Below are 20,095 nucleotides of genomic sequence, written 5' to 3' on the forward strand. Positions count from 1 at the left end.
TTTTTTGTATGCTCATTTAATAGCTTCACTTATTTACGATACAGTTCATCGTGACGATTAAAGCTGCAAAAAAAATAAGCATCAGTGAAGCACCAATGCTTATTTACATAAAATCATTAATTAACAACTGATTTGCAATTATTAAGCTAGTTTTTTATTCAAAATCAATGATCAATTTTAGTGCTTTATTTTCAGAGGCATTCTCAAAGGTTTTATACGCCTCTAACATGTCATTAAAGTGATAATGATGTGTTACCAGCTCATTCGGAGTGATTTTGCCTGACTCCACTGTTTTAAGCAACATAGGGGTTGTATTTGTGCTAACTAATCCTGCTGAAATACTGATGTTTTTAATCCATAAATCTTCTAGATGCAATTCAACACTTTTTCCATGTACACCGATATTGGCTATTCTTCCGCCAGGAGCTATTATTTTTTGACATATGTCAAAAGTTTGAGGATAACCTACAGCTTCCATCGCAACATCTACACCTAAATCACCCGTTATTGCGAATATCTCCTTGATGGCTTCCTCGCCATTTTTAGAATTAACAGTATGTGTAGCTCCAAATTTTTTCGACATTTCTAAACGATTATCATCTATATCAACCATTATTATTTTTGCTGGCGAATAAAATTGCGCCGTTAAAAGTGCTGCCATTCCGATTGGACCGGCTCCAATGATAGCCACCGTACAACCAGGTTCAACTTGTCCCGCTATGACGCCAATTTCCAATCCTGTCGGAAGAATATCACTAAGCATAACCAAACTGTCATCATCCATTCCCTTAGGCACATGATGAAGACTATTGTCTGCATGAGGTATTCTTACATACTCTGCTTGAGTCCCATCTATTAAGTGTCCTAAGATCCACCCACCGTCTTCACAATGTGCATAGAGTCCTTTCTTACAATAGTGACATTTGCCACATGACGTAATACACGAGATCAGAACTTTATCTCCGACCTTGAAGTTTGAAATCCCACTACCAACTTCCTCAACAATTCCAATTCCTTCATGCCCGATAGTTAATCCCTCTGGTACTTCTGGAGTATGACCCGCCATAATGTGTAAATCTGTACCACAAATAGTTGTCTTGACAAGTTTTACAACAGCATCTGTACTCTTTTGCACCGTCGGTTTTTCCTTTTCAAGAACTTCTTTTTTATCTATACCCACAAAAGAAAGCGCCTTCATTTTATCATTCCTCCTTGTTTAATATGTTACATTTAATGTTATATTATCAACAATATATCAATGTATCAACGATTTCAACTTATAAGCATTTCTTCACAATCTAATCATTGGAAAAACGCTGGAAACCCTCGCCCACTCTAAGAGAGAATCGGGACAAAACATTTAACGTTTATATCTTCTATCAACTTGTAGATAAAGAAAATCACTTATTTATATCAAGGTTCTCTAAGCTCACTGAACATATTTCCAATTCTATCAATGGAAAATATCGCATGCCTCTCTTAAATCAATAAAGTCCTCCAACGTCTCAGCCTGAAGGATTAAAATGATTTTTTTCCCGATCATAGAGGATAAATTTGACCTTGATTGACATGGAATCAAAATTGCAGGCATCAGTTATAAGTTGATATATAATTTAGAAAACAGAGATGTACCAAGGAATCATTTAATCTTTTGCTAAAGATACACTGACTTGAAAACGAAAATCTCATCAAATATCATTTATTATTTCAGTTCCAGTTCTTACATAGGTCTCATGCACATACATTCTTATAAAATTAGGAGGTATTTATTATGAAGATGAAAAAAGAAGCGCTAAATTTAGACGAACTGAAGTCAAAAATAAGTGGTAGTGTCTTAACAGCTGATAGTGAAGATTATGATAGTGCTCGCACCCCATGGTTGCTTTCAGTAGATCAGTGGCCTGAGGTAATTGTCGTTGCTGAGAATACCCTGGATATTGTAGAAGCCGTCCGCTTTGCTAAAGCGAATGGGCTGAAGATTGCTGAAAAAAATACTGGACACGGCGTTGCACGTCCGGCAAATGATAATATGCTTATTGTTGTTGGTTCAATGAGGAAAGTTTATATAGATCCTATTAATAAAACGGCACACATTGAAGTAGGAGCGAAGTGGATCGATGCTCTTGAAAAGGCACAGATGGAAGGAATGGCACCATTAATGGGTTCATCCTCAGATGTCGGTGCTATCGGCTATACGATGGGTGGCGGAATGGGATGGTTGGCACGAAAATACGGACTTTCAGTAGATAATGTCATTTCATATGACATGGTAACAGCTGATGGTGAACTGATTCATGTGAATAAATATGAAAATGATGATTTATTTTGGGGATTAAGCTTTTGTGGCGCTGCTTTCGGTATCATTGCGGCAATGGAAATAAAATTATTCCCGGTAAAAACCGTTTATGCCGGGAGTCTGATGTATCCACGCGAGGTTGCCTCCGAAGTATTTGTCCGTTATAGAGAGTGGATCACGGATATTGAGGATGACTGGACCACAACGATTTCAATCGAAAATTACCCGCAATTGCCGATAGTCCCTGATTTTCTGCAGGGTAAATCTGCCGTTGTAGTCCGTGGATGTTATGCTGGTCCCGTTGAAAAAGGAGAAGAAATGATCAAGTCATGGCTGGACTGGATGGAACCCATGGCTAATCTATTCGGAGCAATCCCCTTCAAAGATGCGGATTCCATCAGTGATGATCCAAAAGATCCCATCCCAGCTACAGCACAGAGCATAATTATCAACGAGCTGTCAGATGACGCTATAGGCATTCTGCTGAATCGGGCGTTTGCACAAAATGAGCCAACACCTCTCTTCACTACAGAAATTCATCACGGCGGAGGTGCTATGGCTCGAGCAGATAAAGATGCAGTTGCGTATAGTCAACATGATGCACCCTTCATTCTTAACATGGTTGGGCTGATCCCTACACCAGAAGCGAGCTTAGCATACACAGAAATTGCCAATGGGATCAAGAGTGAAATGAAGCCTTATTCAACAGGTAATGTTTACATGAACTTTCTAGCCGGTGACGAAAAATGGAACCAGACAAAGGATGCATTTACTCCAGAAGCATTCAAAAGATTGATTACCTTGAAGAATAAATACGACCCTAAAAATCTCTTCTGCTTCAGTTAGAACGTCCCTCTTGAATAGGATATATGCTTAAATTTCGCTGTTTTCTTATTCCCTAATGAGAAAGACCCAATCACTTGTATTTGATTGGGTCTTTCTACGTATTAATCCTAGAAAGAATAGTTTAGCGGCCTTAGCAATACATTCCATTGCGATACTTTTCTATAAGACGTCAATTATTCGTCATCCGAATGTGCGTATCATTTGAAATTTCAGTAAGTAATTTCTCTTGAGAATCATTTTCTGATATTATATTCCTAAGACGATGTAATGGAGGAGAACTAATCATGGTGAAATTCAAACAAAATATACGAGGAAATGTAGCTCTAGGTGTAAATCCACTTGGATGCAAACAAGAAGTATTGAATCAAATCGACTATGTAAAAAATAAAGGGACTTATCAAGGCCCGAAAAAAGTATTGATCATCGGTGCGTCATCCAGTTACGGATTAGCCACTCGAGTCAGCCTAGCTTTCGGTGCGGGAGCAGATACGATTGGTATTTCTTATGAAAAGGGACCAAAGAGCGAAAAATCTCTGGGTACAGCTGGCTGGTACAATAATATCGCTTTTCGAGAAGCAGCTGAAAAAGATGGGCTGACTGCCAAAAACTTTGTGCAGGACGCCTTTAGCAATGAAACTAAACAAGAGGTCATCGATTATATAAAGAATGATTTTGGGGGTAAAGTAGATCTAGTTGTCTATAGCCTCGCAAGTGGTAGACGGACAGATCCTGATACTGGTGAAACATACTATTCCTCAATCAAAGCCATAGGGGAGCCAGTTGTTGGCCCTAACATTAATATGCAACAACAGACTTATTACACTGAAACGCTGGACCCCGCAACTGACCAGGAAATCGCTGATACCGTCAAAGTGATGGGTGGCGAAGACTGGGAACTATGGATGAAAGCACTGAAAGAAGCAGACGTGCTGGCCGATGACGTTCTAACGACTAATTATTCTTATTTAGGGACAGAGCTTAATCAACCTTATTATGGTCATGGTACGCTTGGCCGTGCGAAAGCAGATTGTGATGAAAAGGCAGATAACATCAATGAGTTACTGGCTGACATTAACGGCAAAGCCAAGATTGTGGTGGCCACTGCAGTGACCACTAAAGCAAGTTCAGTCATTCCTTTTTTCCCTGTTTATTGTATCGGTCTTTACAAAATAATGGATGAAAAAGGCACTCACGAAACACCAATCATGCATCAAGATCGAATTTATCGGGAAATGATTTATGGCAACAAAGCTGAGTATGATGAAGTTGGCCGTCTTAGACCTGATAGCTGGGAACTTGACAGCGATACTCAGGCCAAAACGAAGGAATTGATCCTAAAATTAAATGAAGAAAATTTCAATTCTGAAATGACGGCTTATGATATCTTTTATAAAGAATTTTCAATTTTAAGTGGCTTCATGGTTGATAACTATGTTGATCAAGAGGTTACTCTAGAAGAATTAAAAGCATTAGAATATTAATCTATTTTGCTGTCGCAGCAAATATGCCGGTAGAAATAAAAAAGGAAATGGCTATATAGCCATTTCCTTTTTTATTTTGCGGTTTTTCACTTTATACCTCCCGCATACCTTTAAAACGTACTCAGAATTCCCATTGACAGCTTTTTATGTCAACATGGGTTTCATCCTTCATTGGCACATCTTCGTCTTCCAGCAGCTGTCGTTGTTCTTTCCAACCTGGTGCCAACCGCCCAGCATGATTCACCACTCTGTGACAAGGATAATCGCCGTAAAATTCTGACATGCTCAACACTCTGCCTACCAGTCGGGAGTTTCTTTCTCTGCCAATCGACCTGGCGATCTGACCGTATGTTGCCACTTTCCCCTTAGGAATCTCCTCGACCACCGATAATATTTCATATATCAACTCTTCGTCTAAAATCCGTTTCATATTTTTTCCCCTTCACAGCTTGGAAACAACTCTAATTCTTTCACTGGAAATTATCGCGAGCCTTTCGCAGGTGAATAAAATCTTCCAACGTCTCAGCCTGAAGAAATAGATTGATGCTCTTTTCCTTTCCAATCGTAGATGGTAAAGTCGGATGTCCTTCTGCACGCATCTGGTTAACTTGCTCTAACGCTTCAACAATCACCTCATTGTTTGGCTGCAGAGAATGTGCAAAGCGTAAATTGGTCTGCGTATACTCATGAGCTGCATAGACGTGTACTTCATCGTTCAAGCGATTGAATTTCTGCAAGGCAGCATATTGAGCTTGGTAATCTTTTGTAAAGACTCGTCCGCAACCGGCTGAGAACAAGGCGTCCCCACAAAAAAGTGCTTCTCCCATTAATAAACTGATGTGCCCATGGGTGTGGCCAGCCGTTTTGAAGATTTGAAAGGGCTGACCCAGCAGTTCAAAGGAATCCCCGTCCTGGATGACGAGCTTAACTAGAGGTTCGGTCTCTTTCGGTCCATAAATCGGGATATTAGGATAGTTCGCCGAAATTTCTTTCACCCCGCCGATATGGTCGTCGTGATTATGGGTCAAAAGAATGGCGGTTAAATGCAGCTGTTGTTCCTCCAAGTGATCTATCACACCTTCAGCTTCTCCTGGATCGACCACGATTGCTTCCGTTCCTTCTTCAATGATCCAGATATAATTATCAGAAAGCGCTTTGATTGGGTAAATATGCATCAGAATAACTCCTCACTTTTTAATTTTCACTGTAAATAAATAACTCATTTCCAAGTAAGCCGATTATTTTTTTCAAATCTTCAGCCTGAATGACCATGGTTTGATCAGGTCTGGCGGGAGCAAAAACAAGTTTTTCTTGTTCAAACAACTCTTCATCTACTATCATCGGAATGGAGGCTTCGTATCCCAAAGGTGTGACTGCACCTACTTTTTGACCAGTGACCTCTTCCATTTCATCTGGTTTCACAATTGCCAGTTTCTCACCTACGGCTTGCTTCAAGCGCTTAAAATCGGTGCTTTTTGTCGTGAAGGTCACGAATGAATAGTATTGTCCGGATTTTCCTTTCAGAAAGAGTGCTTTGGTTTCTGTACCCGTAAACCCTTTTTCTTTTTTCATGATCACAGCGTCTTCATTCGTATAGATAGGATCATGATCATACAATTCAAAATAAATAGCATGTTCTCTTAAAAATTCTTCAAGATTGACTATCACTTTTTCCCCTCCTCATAAATATGTATCCTCATTCATTTATAATACGGTTCTGCGTATCACTGACAATGAGGTTTTTAATCGATATTATCTTTTTAGTTTGCTTGTTTTTAGTATACTCTGCTCCATTTCTAAACCCAAATAATCAACATACACTCACCCAAATTGACGTCCTTATCGTCACTCAAGAGAAGAAAAAAGCCTTCAGGAATTATCCTGAAGGACTCACATTGATTTACATATTTTCTTTTTCCATAAAGAACAATGATAAGCCGCCTAGACCTACATGTGTCCCCACTGCAACGCCCATCTGCATTATATAAATGTTTCCTGAAAAATCTGTTTGCAGCTCGATTCTTTCTTTAAGTTCATTTGCAATACTCTGATCATTCGAATACCCGATAATAATGAAATTTGTCCACTCAGGGTCATATCGTTTCTGAAATTCTTCAGCATAATATTTTAGCGCTCTCTTGGTGCCTCTTACTTTCGCAATGATTGCACCTTTCGTATCTTTCATGGACATAATTGGTTTTACGCGCAGCAAACTTCCAATAAATGCACCAACATTTGAAATACGACCACTTTTAGTTAAATTGTGTAAATCGTCCACACATAAAAAATGTTTTACTCGTTTTTTATGTGTTTCACTGAAAGCAACTAACTCTTCAAATGTATATCCTTCTTCAAGTAATTGTGCAGATTTCAGGATTAACCAGCCACTCCCATGACTCATTGACCAAGAATCTACGACATGAATTTTCACTTCTGTTTCTTCATGATTGTCATAAAATGACTCTCTTGCGATTTCTGCAGCCTGGTAAGAGGCGCTCGTTCCACTCGACATACAAATACATAAAAATTCGGTGTAGCCTTCTGCTATGCCTTCCTCGATAATTGCTGAGTAGGCTTCAGGACTAGGTGCTCCCGTCTTAGGTAACTCTTTCATTTCAGGTAATCGTTCAAAAAACTGATCCGAAGTTATATCCACTTTATCGCGATAGTTAACGCCTTCAATTTCAATATTTAAAGGTGCCAGTCCAATATTATATCGTTCCACGATTTCTTGCGATAAATCACAAGTTGAATCAGCCATAATTTTAATCATTTTTGATTTCCCCCAATACCTAATCCCTATTAAACAATCGAGGACTTTTGTAAATTAATTATACTGTATTTTAAGACAATAAAACACTTAAACTTAAAAATAAGGTTAACAATGTCAATAAAATCTACTGCTGGGATAATAATAGTACCCTCCATAAGCTAGAATGAACATTTTAACTTATGAAGGGTATTATTTACTTAGTCCTAGTTGCTTTTTTTAAAAATTTAAGAACAAAACTTGAAATATCCTATTTATTTTCTGAATGGATAGGTTCTGTTACTTTGTTATCTCCTTATAGATGGTCTCAAGTATCAAATTACTCTTCTATTTACTTGTGTGCTTTACGGACTTTCAACGTTTTTCCTTTAATCGTGCGGTCTTGCATTTCGGAAATGACATAGGGCCCTTTACCGTTCAATATTTCAATATAGGTGACATTTTCCTGAATCGTGATAATGCCGATATCTTCGGCTGACACATCCTTGATACTCGTCAACGTCCCGACGAAATCAAAAGCGCGCAATTTTTTCTTTTTACCGCCGTTGAAGTAAATCTTAGTAATGTCCTTATTCAACTCTTTATTACGGGCGATTTTTGGTGCAACGCGAGCGTTTATTTTCTTTTCAAAAGCTGCCTTCGCACGAGTGACCAGGCGTTCGTTAGGCGCAAACACTTCCGTAAGCTCCTGGCTGTCATTGAAAGCATAGTCACGAACTTCCTGCCAGCGTCTTCGGTCATTATCGCTTACCATCGTTAGAGCCAGTCCCGTTTTGCCTGCTCGACCTGTCCGGCCTGTCCGATGCGTATAGCTCTCTTTTTCAAAAGGAACATCATAGTTGATGACGTGTGTCACATCATCAATGTCGATCCCACGAGCAGCAACATCGGTCGCCACCAAATAACGGATTTCCCCAGAGCGGAACTCATCCATTACGGCCAAGCGATCGTCTTGATCCATACCGCCGTGCAACTTATCAATGGGTAAATCGACTTTGTCCAAATAAGTATCAACAGCGTCCACCACATCTTTGGTATTACAAAAGATGATGCAGGCATCTGGATTTTCAATGGTTAATAAATCTAACAGTATTTTTTCCTTAGATGCTACTTCCACGTTGATATAAGAGTGTAAAATATTAGGCGTGTTCTGCGCTGATGATTCCATTCTGACAGAAGCGCGGTCAGGACTCATGTAAAAACTGGCTAAACGATCTATTTGAGGTGGCACGGTAGCAGAAAACAGCATCGTTTGGCGTTCTTTTGGTAAGTAACCAATAATTTCTTCTACCTGATCGATAAACCCCATATTGAGCATTTCGTCCGCTTCATCTAAAACCAAGCTGCTAACTTTATCTACTACTAATGTACCTTCTTTTAGATGTTCCAGTATCCGACCCGGCGTACCAACAACCATGTGACTTTTTTGTTTCAATTCAGATTTCTGTGTTTTAAAGGAAGACTTTCCGAATACCGCCGTCACCTTTATTCGCTTCAAGCGACCGATATTCATGATGTCGTCCTTGATTTGTAGCGCTAACTCCCGAGTTGGAACCAAAATTAAGGCTTGAGGTTTATTTTCTTCCCAGTCTGCTTGTTCACAAAGCGGAATGCCAAAGGCCACGGTCTTGCCACTGCCCGTCTGGGACTCGACGATGATGTCCTGTTTCTCTAGGGCCAATGGAATCACTGCTTCCTGTACCGATGTCGGATCGAAGAAACGCAAACTCGTTAGTGCTTTTACTATTTCGGGACTGATCCCAAATGTTTCAAATGATTTCTTATTCATATTCTCCTGCTTTCTATTTCTTCGCTTAATTATTATAACAGATTTCAAATGATTTACTGTTTTCTATAAATGAGCATAATCTTCGTGTTTATTCTTCCGCGGTCTAGAGTATACCATTCTAATCCCTATCATTAAAAGCTTTTATCACTTCTAATATTTTTTGTTGCTCTCTATTGTAACAGAATCATCACCCTTGTCCCTACTTAAAATACGTATTGCCGTTCAACGAATTCGAGCGAAAATAAAAAGCAGTAATCCCATTAACACAAGGTTTCTGCCTATACTTTTTCTTTATGAATTTGTCTATACCGTACATCCCGTCAGGAACGCCTTCAAACCGACATTCCCTTTTAAATCCTCAGCTATTTGTGATACGGTTCCCTCAACTCCTTTAGTAAGATCTGCTTCATTCGTTAATTCATTCAGTCTATCAACTATTTCTTTGTAGAATGTACTTTTGTCAATGAATGCTCGTATTAACAGATTAAACTCTGTGCTTTTTTCCTATTGATCTATTAGAAGCAATATTATAGATAACATAGGGGTGAATAAAATGTCTATATGACCTATTTATGCTAGAATACAATAAGAAACTATTGGAGGATGATATTATGAACCAAGAACTAGCTGAGATTTGCCTGCGTGTCAGAGATATTGATGCTACATTAGACTTCTATACTAATCTATTCGATTTTGAAGTTGCCAGCCACAGAAAATTCCCTGAAAATAAGTTTGATTTAGTTTATCTGAATTCTCCCGGGTCTTCTGTACAAATTGAACTCACTTACAATTACGATGCCGAGCCATATACTGTCGGAGATGGCTTCAGTCATTTAGGTGTGACTGTCAGTGACTTAGAAAAAATGCATGAAGTATGTAAAGCTTCTGATTACAAGACAGGCGAGTTAAAAGGACTTTCAGGCGGTACACCAAGTTATTTCTTTGTGACGGACCCTGATGGCTATCGAATTGAAGCAAAGCGCGCAAAATAATATTTTGAATAATTTAAATGTAAGCATATTGGTTGTTGCCAATATGCTTACATTTTTTTATTCTTTATCTTACATCACTAGTGTTGCATGAAACATTATATGTTTTATAAATTTGTTTATATTATTCCAATAGACAAAAAAGTCCTTTATACTGAACTCAGATGACTCATCCAAGACCAATAAAAAGGACCAAACTCATGGATAAGTATAAAACAAATTCTGCTTTTAATAAATGGTTTTCTTCAATTAAGTTAGATTGTTTACCGAGCCCTATTCAAAAAAAGATTTTTTCCTTTGATAAATACCATAAGAAACTTAGTTTCTTTCAAGCTCTTCAACTTTTTCTTCATGGAATCAATGACGAAAAAGAAAGTCTCAGAGAGATGGATGCGGCCTTTGTTTCGAAAGAACTTCAAAAAGAAATGGGTATGACTAGTATCAGTTATTCCCAGCTTTCTAGAACTCTCTCAAAAATAGATTCAGAGATTCTTTTAGCTATTTTTAGTCAGCTGGTCAGTCAGGTTAAGAATAAAAGGCCCGTAACAAAACGAAATAGTCTCTACCTAATTGATTCTTCGACGTTTTCACTTAACCAAAATCTTTATCAATGGGCTGATTTTCGTAAAACAAAGTCAGGAGTTAAACTTCACTTAAAACTCTGTTTTATGGACAACGAACATCTTTACCCAGATGAATTTACATTGACTAACGCCGTCGAGCACGATACAAATCAATTAGAAGTATTGGTCAATCAACCTGAAGCGACTTATGTGTTTGATCGTGGATACCTTGATTTTAAGCGATTAGATACGATGCACTGGCAGGGTTACTTCTTTGTGACAAGAATCAAAAAGAATACAAAAGTTCATGTTTTAGAACCATTAGTGGCTTCCAAAAGTGAGTCCATTCTCAGCGACCAAATGGTCGCATTAGGTGCTCAGAACTATCTAACGTCTAGATTTCGTTTAGTAACCGTTCAAGATAAAAAGGGAAGAACGCTTCAATTTATTACAAATCGTTTTGACTGCTCCTCTACTGAAATTGCAGAAATGTATAAAGCACGTTGGCAAATAGAACTGTTTTTCAAGCATATTAAGCAACACATGACGATCAAAAAGTTTTTTTCAAGAAGTGAAAAAGGTGTTGTCAATCAATTGATTTTAGCGATGATTGCCAGCTTATTAACCTATTTAATTAAGTTAAAAACAAAGAGTAAACAGTCTATTTTCCAAATCAAACGATTTTTTCGTTATCTGTTATTTCAACCGGCAGAAGAATGGTTTACCCTTTTGATACCAACTTAAACCCTTAAAGAAAGGTTGTCAGTCGGTAATGGAATCAGTTAAATAAGCAAAATTTTCTGGAAATAGTCATCTTTTGCGTAAGCACTCCCTTTTTTTGCCTTTTTTTAGAAAAACAAGAAATTAGGTTAGTCAAACTATGTTTATGCAACACTAGTGATCTTACATATTTAAACCACTACTTATCATCACACAAAATCCCTTGTAAATTCATTACTTTCTAAAAATATCATTCATTTATGATACGGTTCATTCCGCATGATCCGAAACGCTCTATAGATCTGTTCCACTAAGATAAGGCGCATGAGTTGATGTGGGTAGGTCATTTTCCCGAATGAGATGGTCGTGTCGCTTCTATCCATCACTGCCTGGCTTAATCCCAGAGAACCGCCAATGACAAAAACGATCTTGCTTTTACCATGGACCATAAGCTGCTCGATCTCTTTGGCAAAGGATTCAGATGTCCGTTCTTTAGAATCAATGGCCAAGGCAAAGACATACGCCTGGTCTGGTATTTTGGCCAGCAGTCGTTCGCCTTCTTTGTCTTTGACCTGAACCATTTCAGCTTCACTCAGACTTTCGGGTGCTTTTTCGTCGGGTACTTCTATAACTTTGATTTTAGTGTAGGCACCTAATCGTTTCATGTATTCATCTATCCCTTTTTTTAAGTATTTTTCTTTTAATTTACCGACTGACAAGATTGTGATGTCCATAATTGACTCCCTTAGTTTAAACCTGATCGAGTATTTTAGTTAATAAACGTTTTAATTCTTCAAATTCGTCCTGTTCCAATAGTATTTCTTCAGAAAATTTAACGGGTATTTTCTCCGCCTGCTTTTCTATAGCACGTCCCTTGTTCGTTAAACTTACGTCCACCACACGTTCGTCTACACTTGAACGTCGACGTTCGACTAAACCGTGTTCTTCCATTCTTTTCAACATTGGTGTCAATGTTCCCGAATCCAGATACAGTTTTTCGCCTAACTCTTTGACCGTTACCGTCTCTTCTTCGAATAAAACCAGCAAGACTAAGTACTGGGGGTAGGTCACACCCAACTTCTCAAGTAACGGGCGATATAATTTGGTAATTTGTCTGGTTGCTGCATATAAAGGAAAACAGACTTGATTGCTTAATCTCAAGATATTCTTTGTCACGTTCATACACTCCTCTTTCTTTTCATTATAACAAGTTATTTGATAAGTTTATACACTTTGACATTTTCAATTTAATTGTGTACAATTTAATTACAGACAATTAAAACAGAGAGGTGTTTTATATGGGAATAGCATTATATACCGCAGAAGCCACTGCACTTGGTGGTCGTAAGGGACATGTTAAATCTTCAGATGGAAATTTAGACCTCGATCTATCTATGCCAAAAGGCTTGGGTGGCAAGGAAGTCAAAGGAACGACTAATCCAGAACAGCTCTTTTCGGCAGGCTATGCGGCTTGTTTTGATAGTGCACTGCAATTATCTGCACGAAAAGCAAAAAAGCAAACAACTTCCGCCGTCACAGCTAAGGTGAGTATTGAGAAAAAGTTAAAAGGTTTTGGTCTAAGCGTCGAACTCTACGTTGAAATCGAAGGGGTCACTCAAGAAGAAGCTGAAGAGTTAGTGGATCAGGCACACGAAGTCTGTCCTTATTCTCGAGCGATCGAGGGTAATGTAAAAGTCAAAAAAACAGTTAAAGCTTTATAAGTTATTCACACTATCCACAGGGATTCTTTGTTGGTTTGACAAGGAATCCTTTTTTTAATACCCGTTTTCCCACAGTTATCCACAAAGTTATACACATATCCACATTTTTTTGTTCTCGTTTAGGGTTATGAAAACTTGAATAACCGTTTAAAAATAACTCATTCAAGCTGAATGTTATGCACAAAAATTTTCCTTTGTGTTAATATCTTTAAAACCCAAAAAAACACCTTCATAACAGTGTTTACAAAAACAAAAATAGCTGTTGTTATTTAGTTACGCACAGGCAATAACATAGTTGTGTATAACTTTTTTTGATGGAATACCGCTTTAAAAGTATTCCCGTAATAGTTATACACAACCGAACAAGGTTATCCCAAGGCTTCAAAAGATTGATTTTGGGCTACTATAGTTAGCTTATGCACAATCAGTACAAGTGACCAGCTATTTATTGCTCGCTTGTGTCCATTAGGCCCCAAAAACCTACATAAAAAAACACAGCCTAGTAAAAGGCTGTGTTGGTCATTTGCTAGTCTATAATGTTTCATCGTCGGTACTTCTCATGGTTATTGTCGTTGTTTGACGTTCTCCTCCACGATAAAATTCAATTTCAACTTCATCGCCCACTTCTGTGTCATATATCTCTTGTCTCAATTCGATACCATTTGCGACCTCTTCGCCATTGAATGACACGATAACGTCATTGGCTGCTAGTCCGGCTTCTTCAGCGGAGCTATCAGGTTGAACTTCCGCTATAACAATACCCTCAGTCACTTCTTCAGGCAAGTTCAGTATCGCCTGCTGTTGCTGGGGTGAGACCATGGCAAGATCAACCATGGCTACACCGATAACGGGTCTTACCATCTCTCCGTTGCGCTCTAGCTGATTGATTATATCTAACGCATCATTACTCGGAATAGCAAATCCCATGCCTTCAATGGTCGATGACGAAATTTTCATGGAATTGATACCCACGACTTGTCCGGCAATATTGACAAGCGGACCACCTGAATTTCCCGGGTTGATGGCTGCATCAGTTTGAATGGCCGTCATTTCCCAGTCGTTTTCTCCGTCCATATTTGTATCCACAGGAACTGTTCGTTCTGTAGCTGAAATAATGCCTGAAGTTACCGATGATGCAAAATTCGTCCCTAAAGGTGACCCGATAGCTATAGCGGGTTCGCCAACTGTTAAGTTTTCTGAATCACCAAATTTTGCAGTTTTAGAAACGACTTCTGAATCGATTGCTAGAACCGCTAAGTCCGTCCAAATATCGGCACCAATAACCGTTGCTTCTATACGGGAACCATCTTTGAATAATACTTCGATGGCATCAGAACCGTCGACGACATGATTATTAGTGAAGATATAAGCAGTGTCTCCATCTACCTTATACACTGCACCACTACCAGTGCCGATTTGTTGTAAGTTTTCTTCATCAGTGGTCTGACCGCCTTCATACCATCCAAAAGGGTCTTGTCCAACCTGCTGCATATTAATGACTGAAACGACAGCGTCATCTACTTCTTGAACGGCATCTGTAATATCAGATGTAACGTCCACTCGCACTTCAGAGATTTTAACTTCTCCTTCTTCTGTTACAGGCGTATTTTCTTCCATTTCTGTGTCGGGATCCGATTCTGTTTCAGTGTCGATTAAGTCGCATCCGACAAGCATCGCGCTCGTTAGACTCAACATTAGTAAAGCTCTGAATGACTTCTTTTTCATCATTTACTTCCTCCCATACACTTACAGCATAGATATATTTTAATCTAAAATCATGACAATTCTATGTCTTTTTTTATATAATATTATGATACAATTTTAACATAATCTGTTTATTTTCCCTGTATGAGAAAACTTTTTTTAATCAATTTCTATAAAAAAGTAATAACTAAAGCTTGCTTTCTCTTTAAATTAACAGTCAAAAGAGAAAGCAAGCTTTATGATTTTATAATGTAAATAACGGACATGGTTCATCCGGATCAGTATCAAGTAATTGAAAACGTTCGTTTACACCGGTATCTTTTCTTATTAAAATTTCTTCAACCGTTTGATGTGCCACTTCTTTGATGTTATTTTCCTTACTTAAGTGACCCAGATAGATACGTTTCGTTTGATCGCTGATCATTTCAGCTAAAGCTAAGGCGCCGTCTTCGTTAGATAAATGACCTTTATCACCAATGATACGCTGTTTTAATGACCAGGGATATCTTCCCATTCGAAGCATACTTAAATCATGATTACTTTCAAACAAGTACGCATCCGCATCTTTGAGCATGCCACGCATGCGATCACTGACATATCCGGTGTCTGTCAGCATGACAAAGCGTTTATTGTTTTTCTGGAAGGTATAAAACTGCGGGTCGATAGCATCATGAGAGACCGCGAAACTTGAAATGTCGATATCCCCCAAGGTTACCGTTTTCTCGTTTGAAAAATGATGCTTCTGTTCCACGTTTAATTTCCCTAATTTGGGTTCCATTGCCTGCCACGTTTTTTCGTTGGCATAGATATCTAAATTATACTTTCGCGCTAAAATACCGACACCTTTAATATGGTCAGTATGTTCATGCGAGACTAAAATGGCATTCAAATCTTCGGGTCGACGTCCGATCTTGCTTAACATCTCAACCGTTTTTTTACCACTGAGTCCACAATCAACTAATACTTTCATTTGATCGGTTTCAATATAGGTACTGTTTCCTGAACTGCCACTAGCTAATATGCTAATGCGCAGGTCGGATTGTTCTGACTGCATCATAAACTGATTCCTCTCTCTGTGAACACTCATGGTCTATTTTACAACAAGTCTCCACCTACAAGCAAGAACACTTTTTTAGGTGCTTCAATCTTTATTCTGCACTTTCATCAGGTTATTCTGTTTCTTCTAGATCACTTTCCTCATCCGGTTCTTCTTCTTGTAATTCTTCAGGAATGACTGTTGTGACTGGATCTGAGATGATCGTACGTTCCACGGCGTCTACTCGCAGCACTTTTTCTCCGCTCGCATCCATAACTGGCACATACCATACCGGTCCATACATGCTTAAGTCTTCCAGATACAGTGTACGGTAATAGGTTAAAATCGGTTGTCCCACAGTGGAATTAGAACTTATTTCGTTGTTTTGAAAAAGAACTTCAATGGCTTGCCTGTCTGTGATGACTGCCTGTGTCGATCCCTGAGGAATCATTGGGCCAGCGTATGTTTGCTGGTATGAGATAATATTTCCGTCACTGCCATAAAACAGAGAAATTTCAGACGTTCCATCTGCTACGGGAAGACCCTCGACTTCCTGTGCATAGACAAAGCGATTCTGACTACGGTCATACCGGAGATACATATAATCTTCACCAAACAATACCGACCCGTTAAAGATGAAAGCATTCAGTGTCGCGTAATCCTCTTCGGTGAATCCGTCTTCAGGGTTTCCTTCGATTACGATTGGATCCGATAAAATACTCGTATAAAGTGAACCGTCTTCAGCGACAGAACCTGCCTGATTTTCCAGCTGGTCCACGTTGTCTTCCAATAATTGATTACTATCCGCCTGAACATAGAACACGTCTTGTTCTTCATCCTGCAGTGTCGGAATGCTAATGCCGATTTGTTCCATTTCCCGAATCAAGTTAACTTGACCGGGCGCACTCGTTGCCTGTTGAATATCGTTACGATTAAAGTAACTCACCAGCAGGTACATATTTAAGAGTAAGAAGGTAATCAGAAAAATGTTTTCTATTTTTTTAAAATCCATTTAGCGATTCCTCCTGTGATTGGATATAGCGATTCACTTCTAACCATGAGCCTTGTGCCTCTATATACCAGTTAGGTTCAAAATGAACCACCCTGTCATCTTCTTCACTTTCCGTCCAGGTCAAGCCAATACGCATATCTTCGATATAATCAAGACCCAGTTCCATTTCTTCAAGTTGATTGATTATATCTCGTCCACTGGGTAATGTTTTTATCCGCTCACCCGTTAGCGTTAAAGGTGTTTGAACGACTCGAAGCGGTACACGCAAATTTGTTCGACCGCTTTCTACGACAGTAATTTCATTCGTCGATTCAAACTGCTGATAACTGTAGACAGGATAGCCCTGGATATACCGTTGAAACGTTACTTCATGTGTTTCCGGAGCATAATCCTGATAATGCACATGTTCGGTCCAGTTTTCTATTTGAGTCAACTCTTGATAACTGCTGCGCAGTCGCTCACTAAATGTCATCTGGCCCATATCCGATCGTTGTCTTAAATACGTTAACGTATTTGTAGCATCATTGATTCTCACTTCTGTCGTTAAATCGATATACCGAGTCGTGTTGCCTGTTCGTCTCGCGTCTATTTCTGACGTGTCCGAGAAAAACTGATAGATAAACAAATTATTTGGTAAACGTTCGACCAGATAGTCATGATACTCTACTTCTTGTTCTTCTACAGGTAGATAGAGATAGCGTTCGTTAACTTCAATAGGTTCAACATCCGTTAAGATGTTCTCTTCTGAATATAGCAACTCATTGATTATATCCAGTGTATAGTCGGTTTCCTCGATTTGATATAAAAATTCACTATGCGAATCATAGAAACCGGCGATCTCTGGATCATCGGTATTCATGAATACGTGTGTAAACGTACGATTTTCATAATCTGTCGGTAAATCATTGAAGCCATTTTCAAAAAGTCCAAACGGTATCGGTGCATCAAAAATAAATTCAACCCAGTTTTCATCATTCAGATAATCCTGATAGGCTGAGTAACTTAATCTCTGCGGCGATTGAACTTCTCCAAAAGTTGTCTCTGGTAAATACTTTTCAAACCATTCATTTGTGTAATGCATGTTGATATCTACTTTTCTGCCTACATCATTGCGATGCCAGACAATCTTTTTGGGAGAAAAGACTTCAGCCAATGAACGATCAACCAGCGAAGCGGGAATAGGACTTCCCCCTCCTGATGAAGGCTCACGTAACTGAACCCCTGTCGTCCAAAGTTGAAAACTTAAAAACAAGCTCAATCCAATCAATCCCGTTAAGAGTACGTGTTTAATTCTGGACCAGATCATTCCCACTCCTCCTCTTCATATGGGACATATGGAAGGGAGAGATAAAACGTCGTACCTTTACCCTCAGTACTTTCGGCCCATATACGACCTCCGTGCTGTTCCACTACTTCTTTGGAAATAGCTAAACCTAAGCCGCTTCCTCCCATGGCTCGTGACCGTGCTCTATCGACACGATAAAAACGAGAGAATATTTTATTGATATCTGACTTGGGAATGCCCATCCCTTCATCACGAATACTGATCAAGACAGTATCCGCTCTTTTTTCCATTTTCCCTATGATCGTACCGCCATCAGGTGAATACTTGACGGCGTTATTCATAATATTATCTAAAACTTGAATCATTCGATCTGGATCGACCTCAACAAAAATGGATTCTCGCAGTATATCTTTTTTGATTTGATGATTTTTCCCTTCGTATTCAGCTGAATGAATCAGCATATCAAAGCGGTTAAGCACATGTTCAAGCATTTCAGTTAAATCGACTATTTCCAGATTTAACGAACTTTTACCTGAATCTATGCGGGACAAGTGAAGCAGGTCTTGAATCATTCGAATCATACGGTCTGTCTCGTTTTGAGTGACTTCCAAAAAGCGTGGAGCCAAATCAGGATCCTGCCAGGCCCCATCTGCCAGCGCCTCAATATAACTGCGCATACTCGTTAAGGGTGTGCGCAGTTCATGTGAAACGTTGGATACGAACTGTTTACGCTCTTCCTCTATCCGTTCTTGTTCGGTAACGTCATGCAGCACACAGACTATCCCGCTGATGAAGCCAGATTCTCTTTGAATCAGCGAAAAGGAAGCGCGCAGGATAATGGGTATCCCATTCTGTTTACTGTTTACCAGCATTTCGTCTTGTTTTTCTAAAATACGACGCAGCGTGATGTCTTCTTCAACATCCAAAATAGACAATAAATTCTGACCTAGAGCATCCTCTTGACTTCTATCAAGCATCAACTGGGCCATTTCATTGATAATCATAATTTTTCCGCGTCTATCTGTTGCGACAACGCCATCTGTCATGTGTGTTAATACACTATCTAGACGTCTTCTTTCTGCATCGATCGATTCTTGTGCCTCAGCAACATCATCTGATAGATCATTGATCGAGCTGGCCAATTGACCTAACTCATCTTCACCGTAAACTTTGAGGGTGCCTGAATAATCACCTTCAGCAATTTGACGGGTTTGAATCTGCATTTCTTTGATCGGCTTGGTCAGCGCCCGAGAGACCATGTTGGCCAAAATGAGCGATAACACAATCGCTACCGCACTGGATTGTAAAAAGATCAAGGTGATTTGAGAAATCTGAGTGTAGACGGATTCGATATTGCTTTCCATCAAAATAGCACCCAGAAACTGAGACTCTTCACCGGTTGAAAAAACAGGTTCAACCATTTTCCATCTTCTGTTTTGGGTGACTTGGTCGATGACTTGTCTGGGAATCGAATTTTCGGTTATTTGTGCCTGTCTCAAATCAACATCATCAGACAATTGTCCAATGATGTTTTGTTGCGTCGTATCACTTGTTCCCATAACGATGAGTTCAGAATCAACAACTTGAAGATCAGTAATGCCACTTCCTGAGAATTCAGTCAGTAAATTACTGATTTCCTGTGCTGGATCGATCTCACTCTCTTCGCCGCTTTCTTCAATTTCCAAATATGGAAGAATAGTACTTTCCAAAAAGCTCATTTGTACTTGCCGATCTTCCTGAAAGTTAGCGATCAGTTGACGTTCTATTTGGGTAATAAAATTCTCCCCGATTAACTGCAGGGCGAATACAAGTAATAGCACAATCACGAACACGATTTTAGTGTTGATGGACTGATAAAAACGAATCTTTTTTTTCATAAATCA

Annotated in this window: 18 protein-coding genes; 5 read left to right on the forward strand and 13 right to left on the reverse strand. The window is 39.1% G+C overall.

All coding sequences use genetic code 11. From position 1 onward, the window contains the following. Positions 1–154: 154 nt before the first annotated feature. Positions 155–1,198 (reverse strand): zinc-dependent alcohol dehydrogenase family protein, encoded by a 1,044-nt coding sequence (locus AX762_RS01075; protein ID WP_071847314.1) that lies wholly within the window; start codon positions 1,196–1,198, stop codon positions 155–157. 573 nt (positions 1,199–1,771) lie between these two features. Between AX762_RS01075 and AX762_RS01080 the strand changes: the two genes are divergently transcribed. Further along, the gene (locus tag AX762_RS01080; protein ID WP_071847315.1) at positions 1,772–3,142 is read left to right on the forward strand and encodes an FAD-binding oxidoreductase; all 1,371 of its coding nucleotides are present in this window, start codon (positions 1,772–1,774) and stop codon (positions 3,140–3,142) included. A gap of 284 nt (positions 3,143–3,426) precedes the next feature. Beyond that, on the forward strand, positions 3,427–4,623 hold the full coding sequence (gene fabV, locus AX762_RS01085) for an enoyl-ACP reductase FabV (protein WP_177244006.1): 1,197 nt from the start codon (positions 3,427–3,429) through the stop codon (positions 4,621–4,623). Positions 4,624–4,744: 121 nt separating this feature from the next. Here fabV and AX762_RS01090 read toward each other — a convergent pair whose 3' ends face one another. From AX762_RS01090 to AX762_RS01110, 5 genes are all read right to left on the reverse strand, one after another. Beyond that, positions 4,745–5,053 carry an MGMT family protein gene (locus AX762_RS01090; RefSeq protein WP_071847316.1) on the reverse strand — a complete coding sequence of 103 codons (309 nt, stop codon included), beginning with the start codon at positions 5,051–5,053 and terminating at the stop codon, positions 4,745–4,747. Positions 5,054–5,093: 40 nt separating this feature from the next. Continuing rightward, entirely contained in the window at positions 5,094–5,798 is a 705-nt protein-coding gene (gloB, locus tag AX762_RS01095) for a hydroxyacylglutathione hydrolase (protein ID WP_071847317.1), read from the reverse strand. 19 nt (positions 5,799–5,817) lie between these two features. After that, positions 5,818–6,288 carry a YbaK/EbsC family protein gene (locus AX762_RS01100; protein ID WP_371261619.1) on the reverse strand — a complete coding sequence of 157 codons (471 nt, stop codon included), beginning with the start codon at positions 6,286–6,288 and terminating at the stop codon, positions 5,818–5,820. 235 nt (positions 6,289–6,523) lie between these two features. Further along, positions 6,524–7,396, reverse strand: coding sequence for a DegV family protein (locus AX762_RS01105; protein ID WP_071847319.1), 873 nt, complete (start codon positions 7,394–7,396; stop codon positions 6,524–6,526). A gap of 328 nt (positions 7,397–7,724) precedes the next feature. Beyond that, entirely contained in the window at positions 7,725–9,182 is a 1,458-nt protein-coding gene (locus AX762_RS01110; protein ID WP_071847320.1) for a DEAD/DEAH box helicase, read from the reverse strand. 611 nt (positions 9,183–9,793) lie between these two features. Here AX762_RS01110 and AX762_RS01115 point away from each other — a divergent pair. Both AX762_RS01115 and AX762_RS01120 read left to right on the forward strand, forming a co-directional pair. After that, positions 9,794–10,174, forward strand: a complete 381-nt coding sequence (locus AX762_RS01115; RefSeq protein WP_071847321.1) for a VOC family protein — start codon at positions 9,794–9,796, stop codon at positions 10,172–10,174. Between the two features lie 197 nt (positions 10,175–10,371). Then, positions 10,372–11,478, forward strand: a complete 1,107-nt coding sequence (locus tag AX762_RS01120; protein WP_071847322.1) for an IS4 family transposase — start codon at positions 10,372–10,374, stop codon at positions 11,476–11,478. Positions 11,479–11,708: 230 nt separating this feature from the next. Here the strand turns inward: AX762_RS01120 and rlmH are convergent, their stop codons facing one another. Together rlmH and AX762_RS01130 are read right to left on the reverse strand one after the other, a co-directional pair. After that, positions 11,709–12,188: a 23S rRNA (pseudouridine(1915)-N(3))-methyltransferase RlmH gene (gene rlmH, locus AX762_RS01125; protein WP_071847323.1), complete on the reverse strand. Its 480-nt coding sequence runs from the start codon at positions 12,186–12,188 to the stop codon at positions 11,709–11,711. A 16-nt stretch (positions 12,189–12,204) separates the two neighbouring features. Further along, positions 12,205–12,630: a MarR family winged helix-turn-helix transcriptional regulator gene (locus AX762_RS01130; RefSeq protein ID WP_256244336.1), complete on the reverse strand. Its 426-nt coding sequence runs from the start codon at positions 12,628–12,630 to the stop codon at positions 12,205–12,207. Between the two features lie 122 nt (positions 12,631–12,752). On the opposite strand from AX762_RS01130, the gene AX762_RS01135 reads away from it, so the two are divergent. Then, complete coding sequence (locus AX762_RS01135; protein WP_071847325.1) at positions 12,753–13,175, forward strand: organic hydroperoxide resistance protein; 423 nt, start codon at positions 12,753–12,755, stop codon at positions 13,173–13,175. A gap of 531 nt (positions 13,176–13,706) precedes the next feature. Here AX762_RS01135 and AX762_RS01140 read toward each other — a convergent pair. The 5 genes from AX762_RS01140 to walK form a co-directional block, all read right to left on the reverse strand. Further along, a complete protein-coding gene (locus tag AX762_RS01140; protein WP_071847326.1) occupies positions 13,707–14,903 on the reverse strand; it encodes a S1C family serine protease in 1,197 nt (398 codons plus the stop codon). 220 nt (positions 14,904–15,123) lie between these two features. Further along, a complete protein-coding gene (locus tag AX762_RS01145) occupies positions 15,124–15,936 on the reverse strand; it encodes an MBL fold metallo-hydrolase (RefSeq protein ID WP_177244007.1) in 813 nt (270 codons plus the stop codon). Positions 15,937–16,048: 112 nt separating this feature from the next. Then, a complete protein-coding gene (locus AX762_RS01150; protein ID WP_071847327.1) occupies positions 16,049–16,927 on the reverse strand; it encodes a two-component system regulatory protein YycI in 879 nt (292 codons plus the stop codon). Next, complete coding sequence (locus AX762_RS01155) at positions 16,917–18,233, reverse strand: YycH family regulatory protein (RefSeq protein ID WP_071847328.1); 1,317 nt, start codon at positions 18,231–18,233, stop codon at positions 16,917–16,919. The genes AX762_RS01150 and AX762_RS01155 overlap by 11 nt, the downstream gene beginning before the upstream one ends. Then, a complete protein-coding gene (gene walK, locus AX762_RS01160) occupies positions 18,230–20,089 on the reverse strand; it encodes a cell wall metabolism sensor histidine kinase WalK (protein ID WP_071847329.1) in 1,860 nt (619 codons plus the stop codon). The genes AX762_RS01155 and walK overlap by 4 nt, the downstream gene beginning before the upstream one ends. Between the last annotated feature and the right edge of the window lie 6 nt (positions 20,090–20,095).

The sequence above is a fragment of the Alkalibacterium sp. 20 genome, assembly GCF_001885615.1.
Classification (GTDB): domain Bacteria; phylum Bacillota; class Bacilli; order Lactobacillales; family Carnobacteriaceae_A; genus Alkalibacterium.

Bases quoted from the DNA above. Each gene is read 5' to 3' on its own strand.
- AX762_RS01140 (WP_071847326.1), bottom strand. From the start codon at position 14,903: ATGATGAAAAAGAAGTCATTCAGAGCTTTACTAATGTTGAGTCTAACG.
- rlmH (WP_071847323.1), bottom strand. From the start codon at position 12,188: ATGGACATCACAATCTTGTCAGTCGGTAAATTAAAAGAAAAATACTTA.
- AX762_RS01120 (WP_071847322.1), top strand. From the start codon at position 10,372: ATGGATAAGTATAAAACAAATTCTGCTTTTAATAAATGGTTTTCTTCA.
- fabV (WP_177244006.1), top strand. From the start codon at position 3,427: ATGGTGAAATTCAAACAAAATATACGAGGAAATGTAGCTCTAGGTGTA.
- AX762_RS01105 (WP_071847319.1), bottom strand. From the start codon at position 7,396: ATGATTAAAATTATGGCTGATTCAACTTGTGATTTATCGCAAGAAATC.
- AX762_RS01080 (WP_071847315.1), top strand. From the start codon at position 1,772: ATGAAGATGAAAAAAGAAGCGCTAAATTTAGACGAACTGAAGTCAAAA.
- AX762_RS01075 (WP_071847314.1), bottom strand. From the start codon at position 1,198: ATGAAGGCGCTTTCTTTTGTGGGTATAGATAAAAAAGAAGTTCTTGAA.
- AX762_RS01145 (WP_177244007.1), bottom strand. From the start codon at position 15,936: ATGATGCAGTCAGAACAATCCGACCTGCGCATTAGCATATTAGCTAGT.
- walK (WP_071847329.1), bottom strand. From the start codon at position 20,089: ATGAAAAAAAAGATTCGTTTTTATCAGTCCATCAACACTAAAATCGTG.
- AX762_RS01110 (WP_071847320.1), bottom strand. From the start codon at position 9,182: ATGAATAAGAAATCATTTGAAACATTTGGGATCAGTCCCGAAATAGTA.
- AX762_RS01150 (WP_071847327.1), bottom strand. From the start codon at position 16,927: ATGGATTTTAAAAAAATAGAAAACATTTTTCTGATTACCTTCTTACTC.
- AX762_RS01090 (WP_071847316.1), bottom strand. From the start codon at position 5,053: ATGAAACGGATTTTAGACGAAGAGTTGATATATGAAATATTATCGGTG.
- AX762_RS01135 (WP_071847325.1), top strand. From the start codon at position 12,753: ATGGGAATAGCATTATATACCGCAGAAGCCACTGCACTTGGTGGTCGT.
- gloB (WP_071847317.1), bottom strand. From the start codon at position 5,798: ATGCATATTTACCCAATCAAAGCGCTTTCTGATAATTATATCTGGATC.
- AX762_RS01115 (WP_071847321.1), top strand. From the start codon at position 9,794: ATGAACCAAGAACTAGCTGAGATTTGCCTGCGTGTCAGAGATATTGAT.
- AX762_RS01155 (WP_071847328.1), bottom strand. From the start codon at position 18,233: ATGATCTGGTCCAGAATTAAACACGTACTCTTAACGGGATTGATTGGA.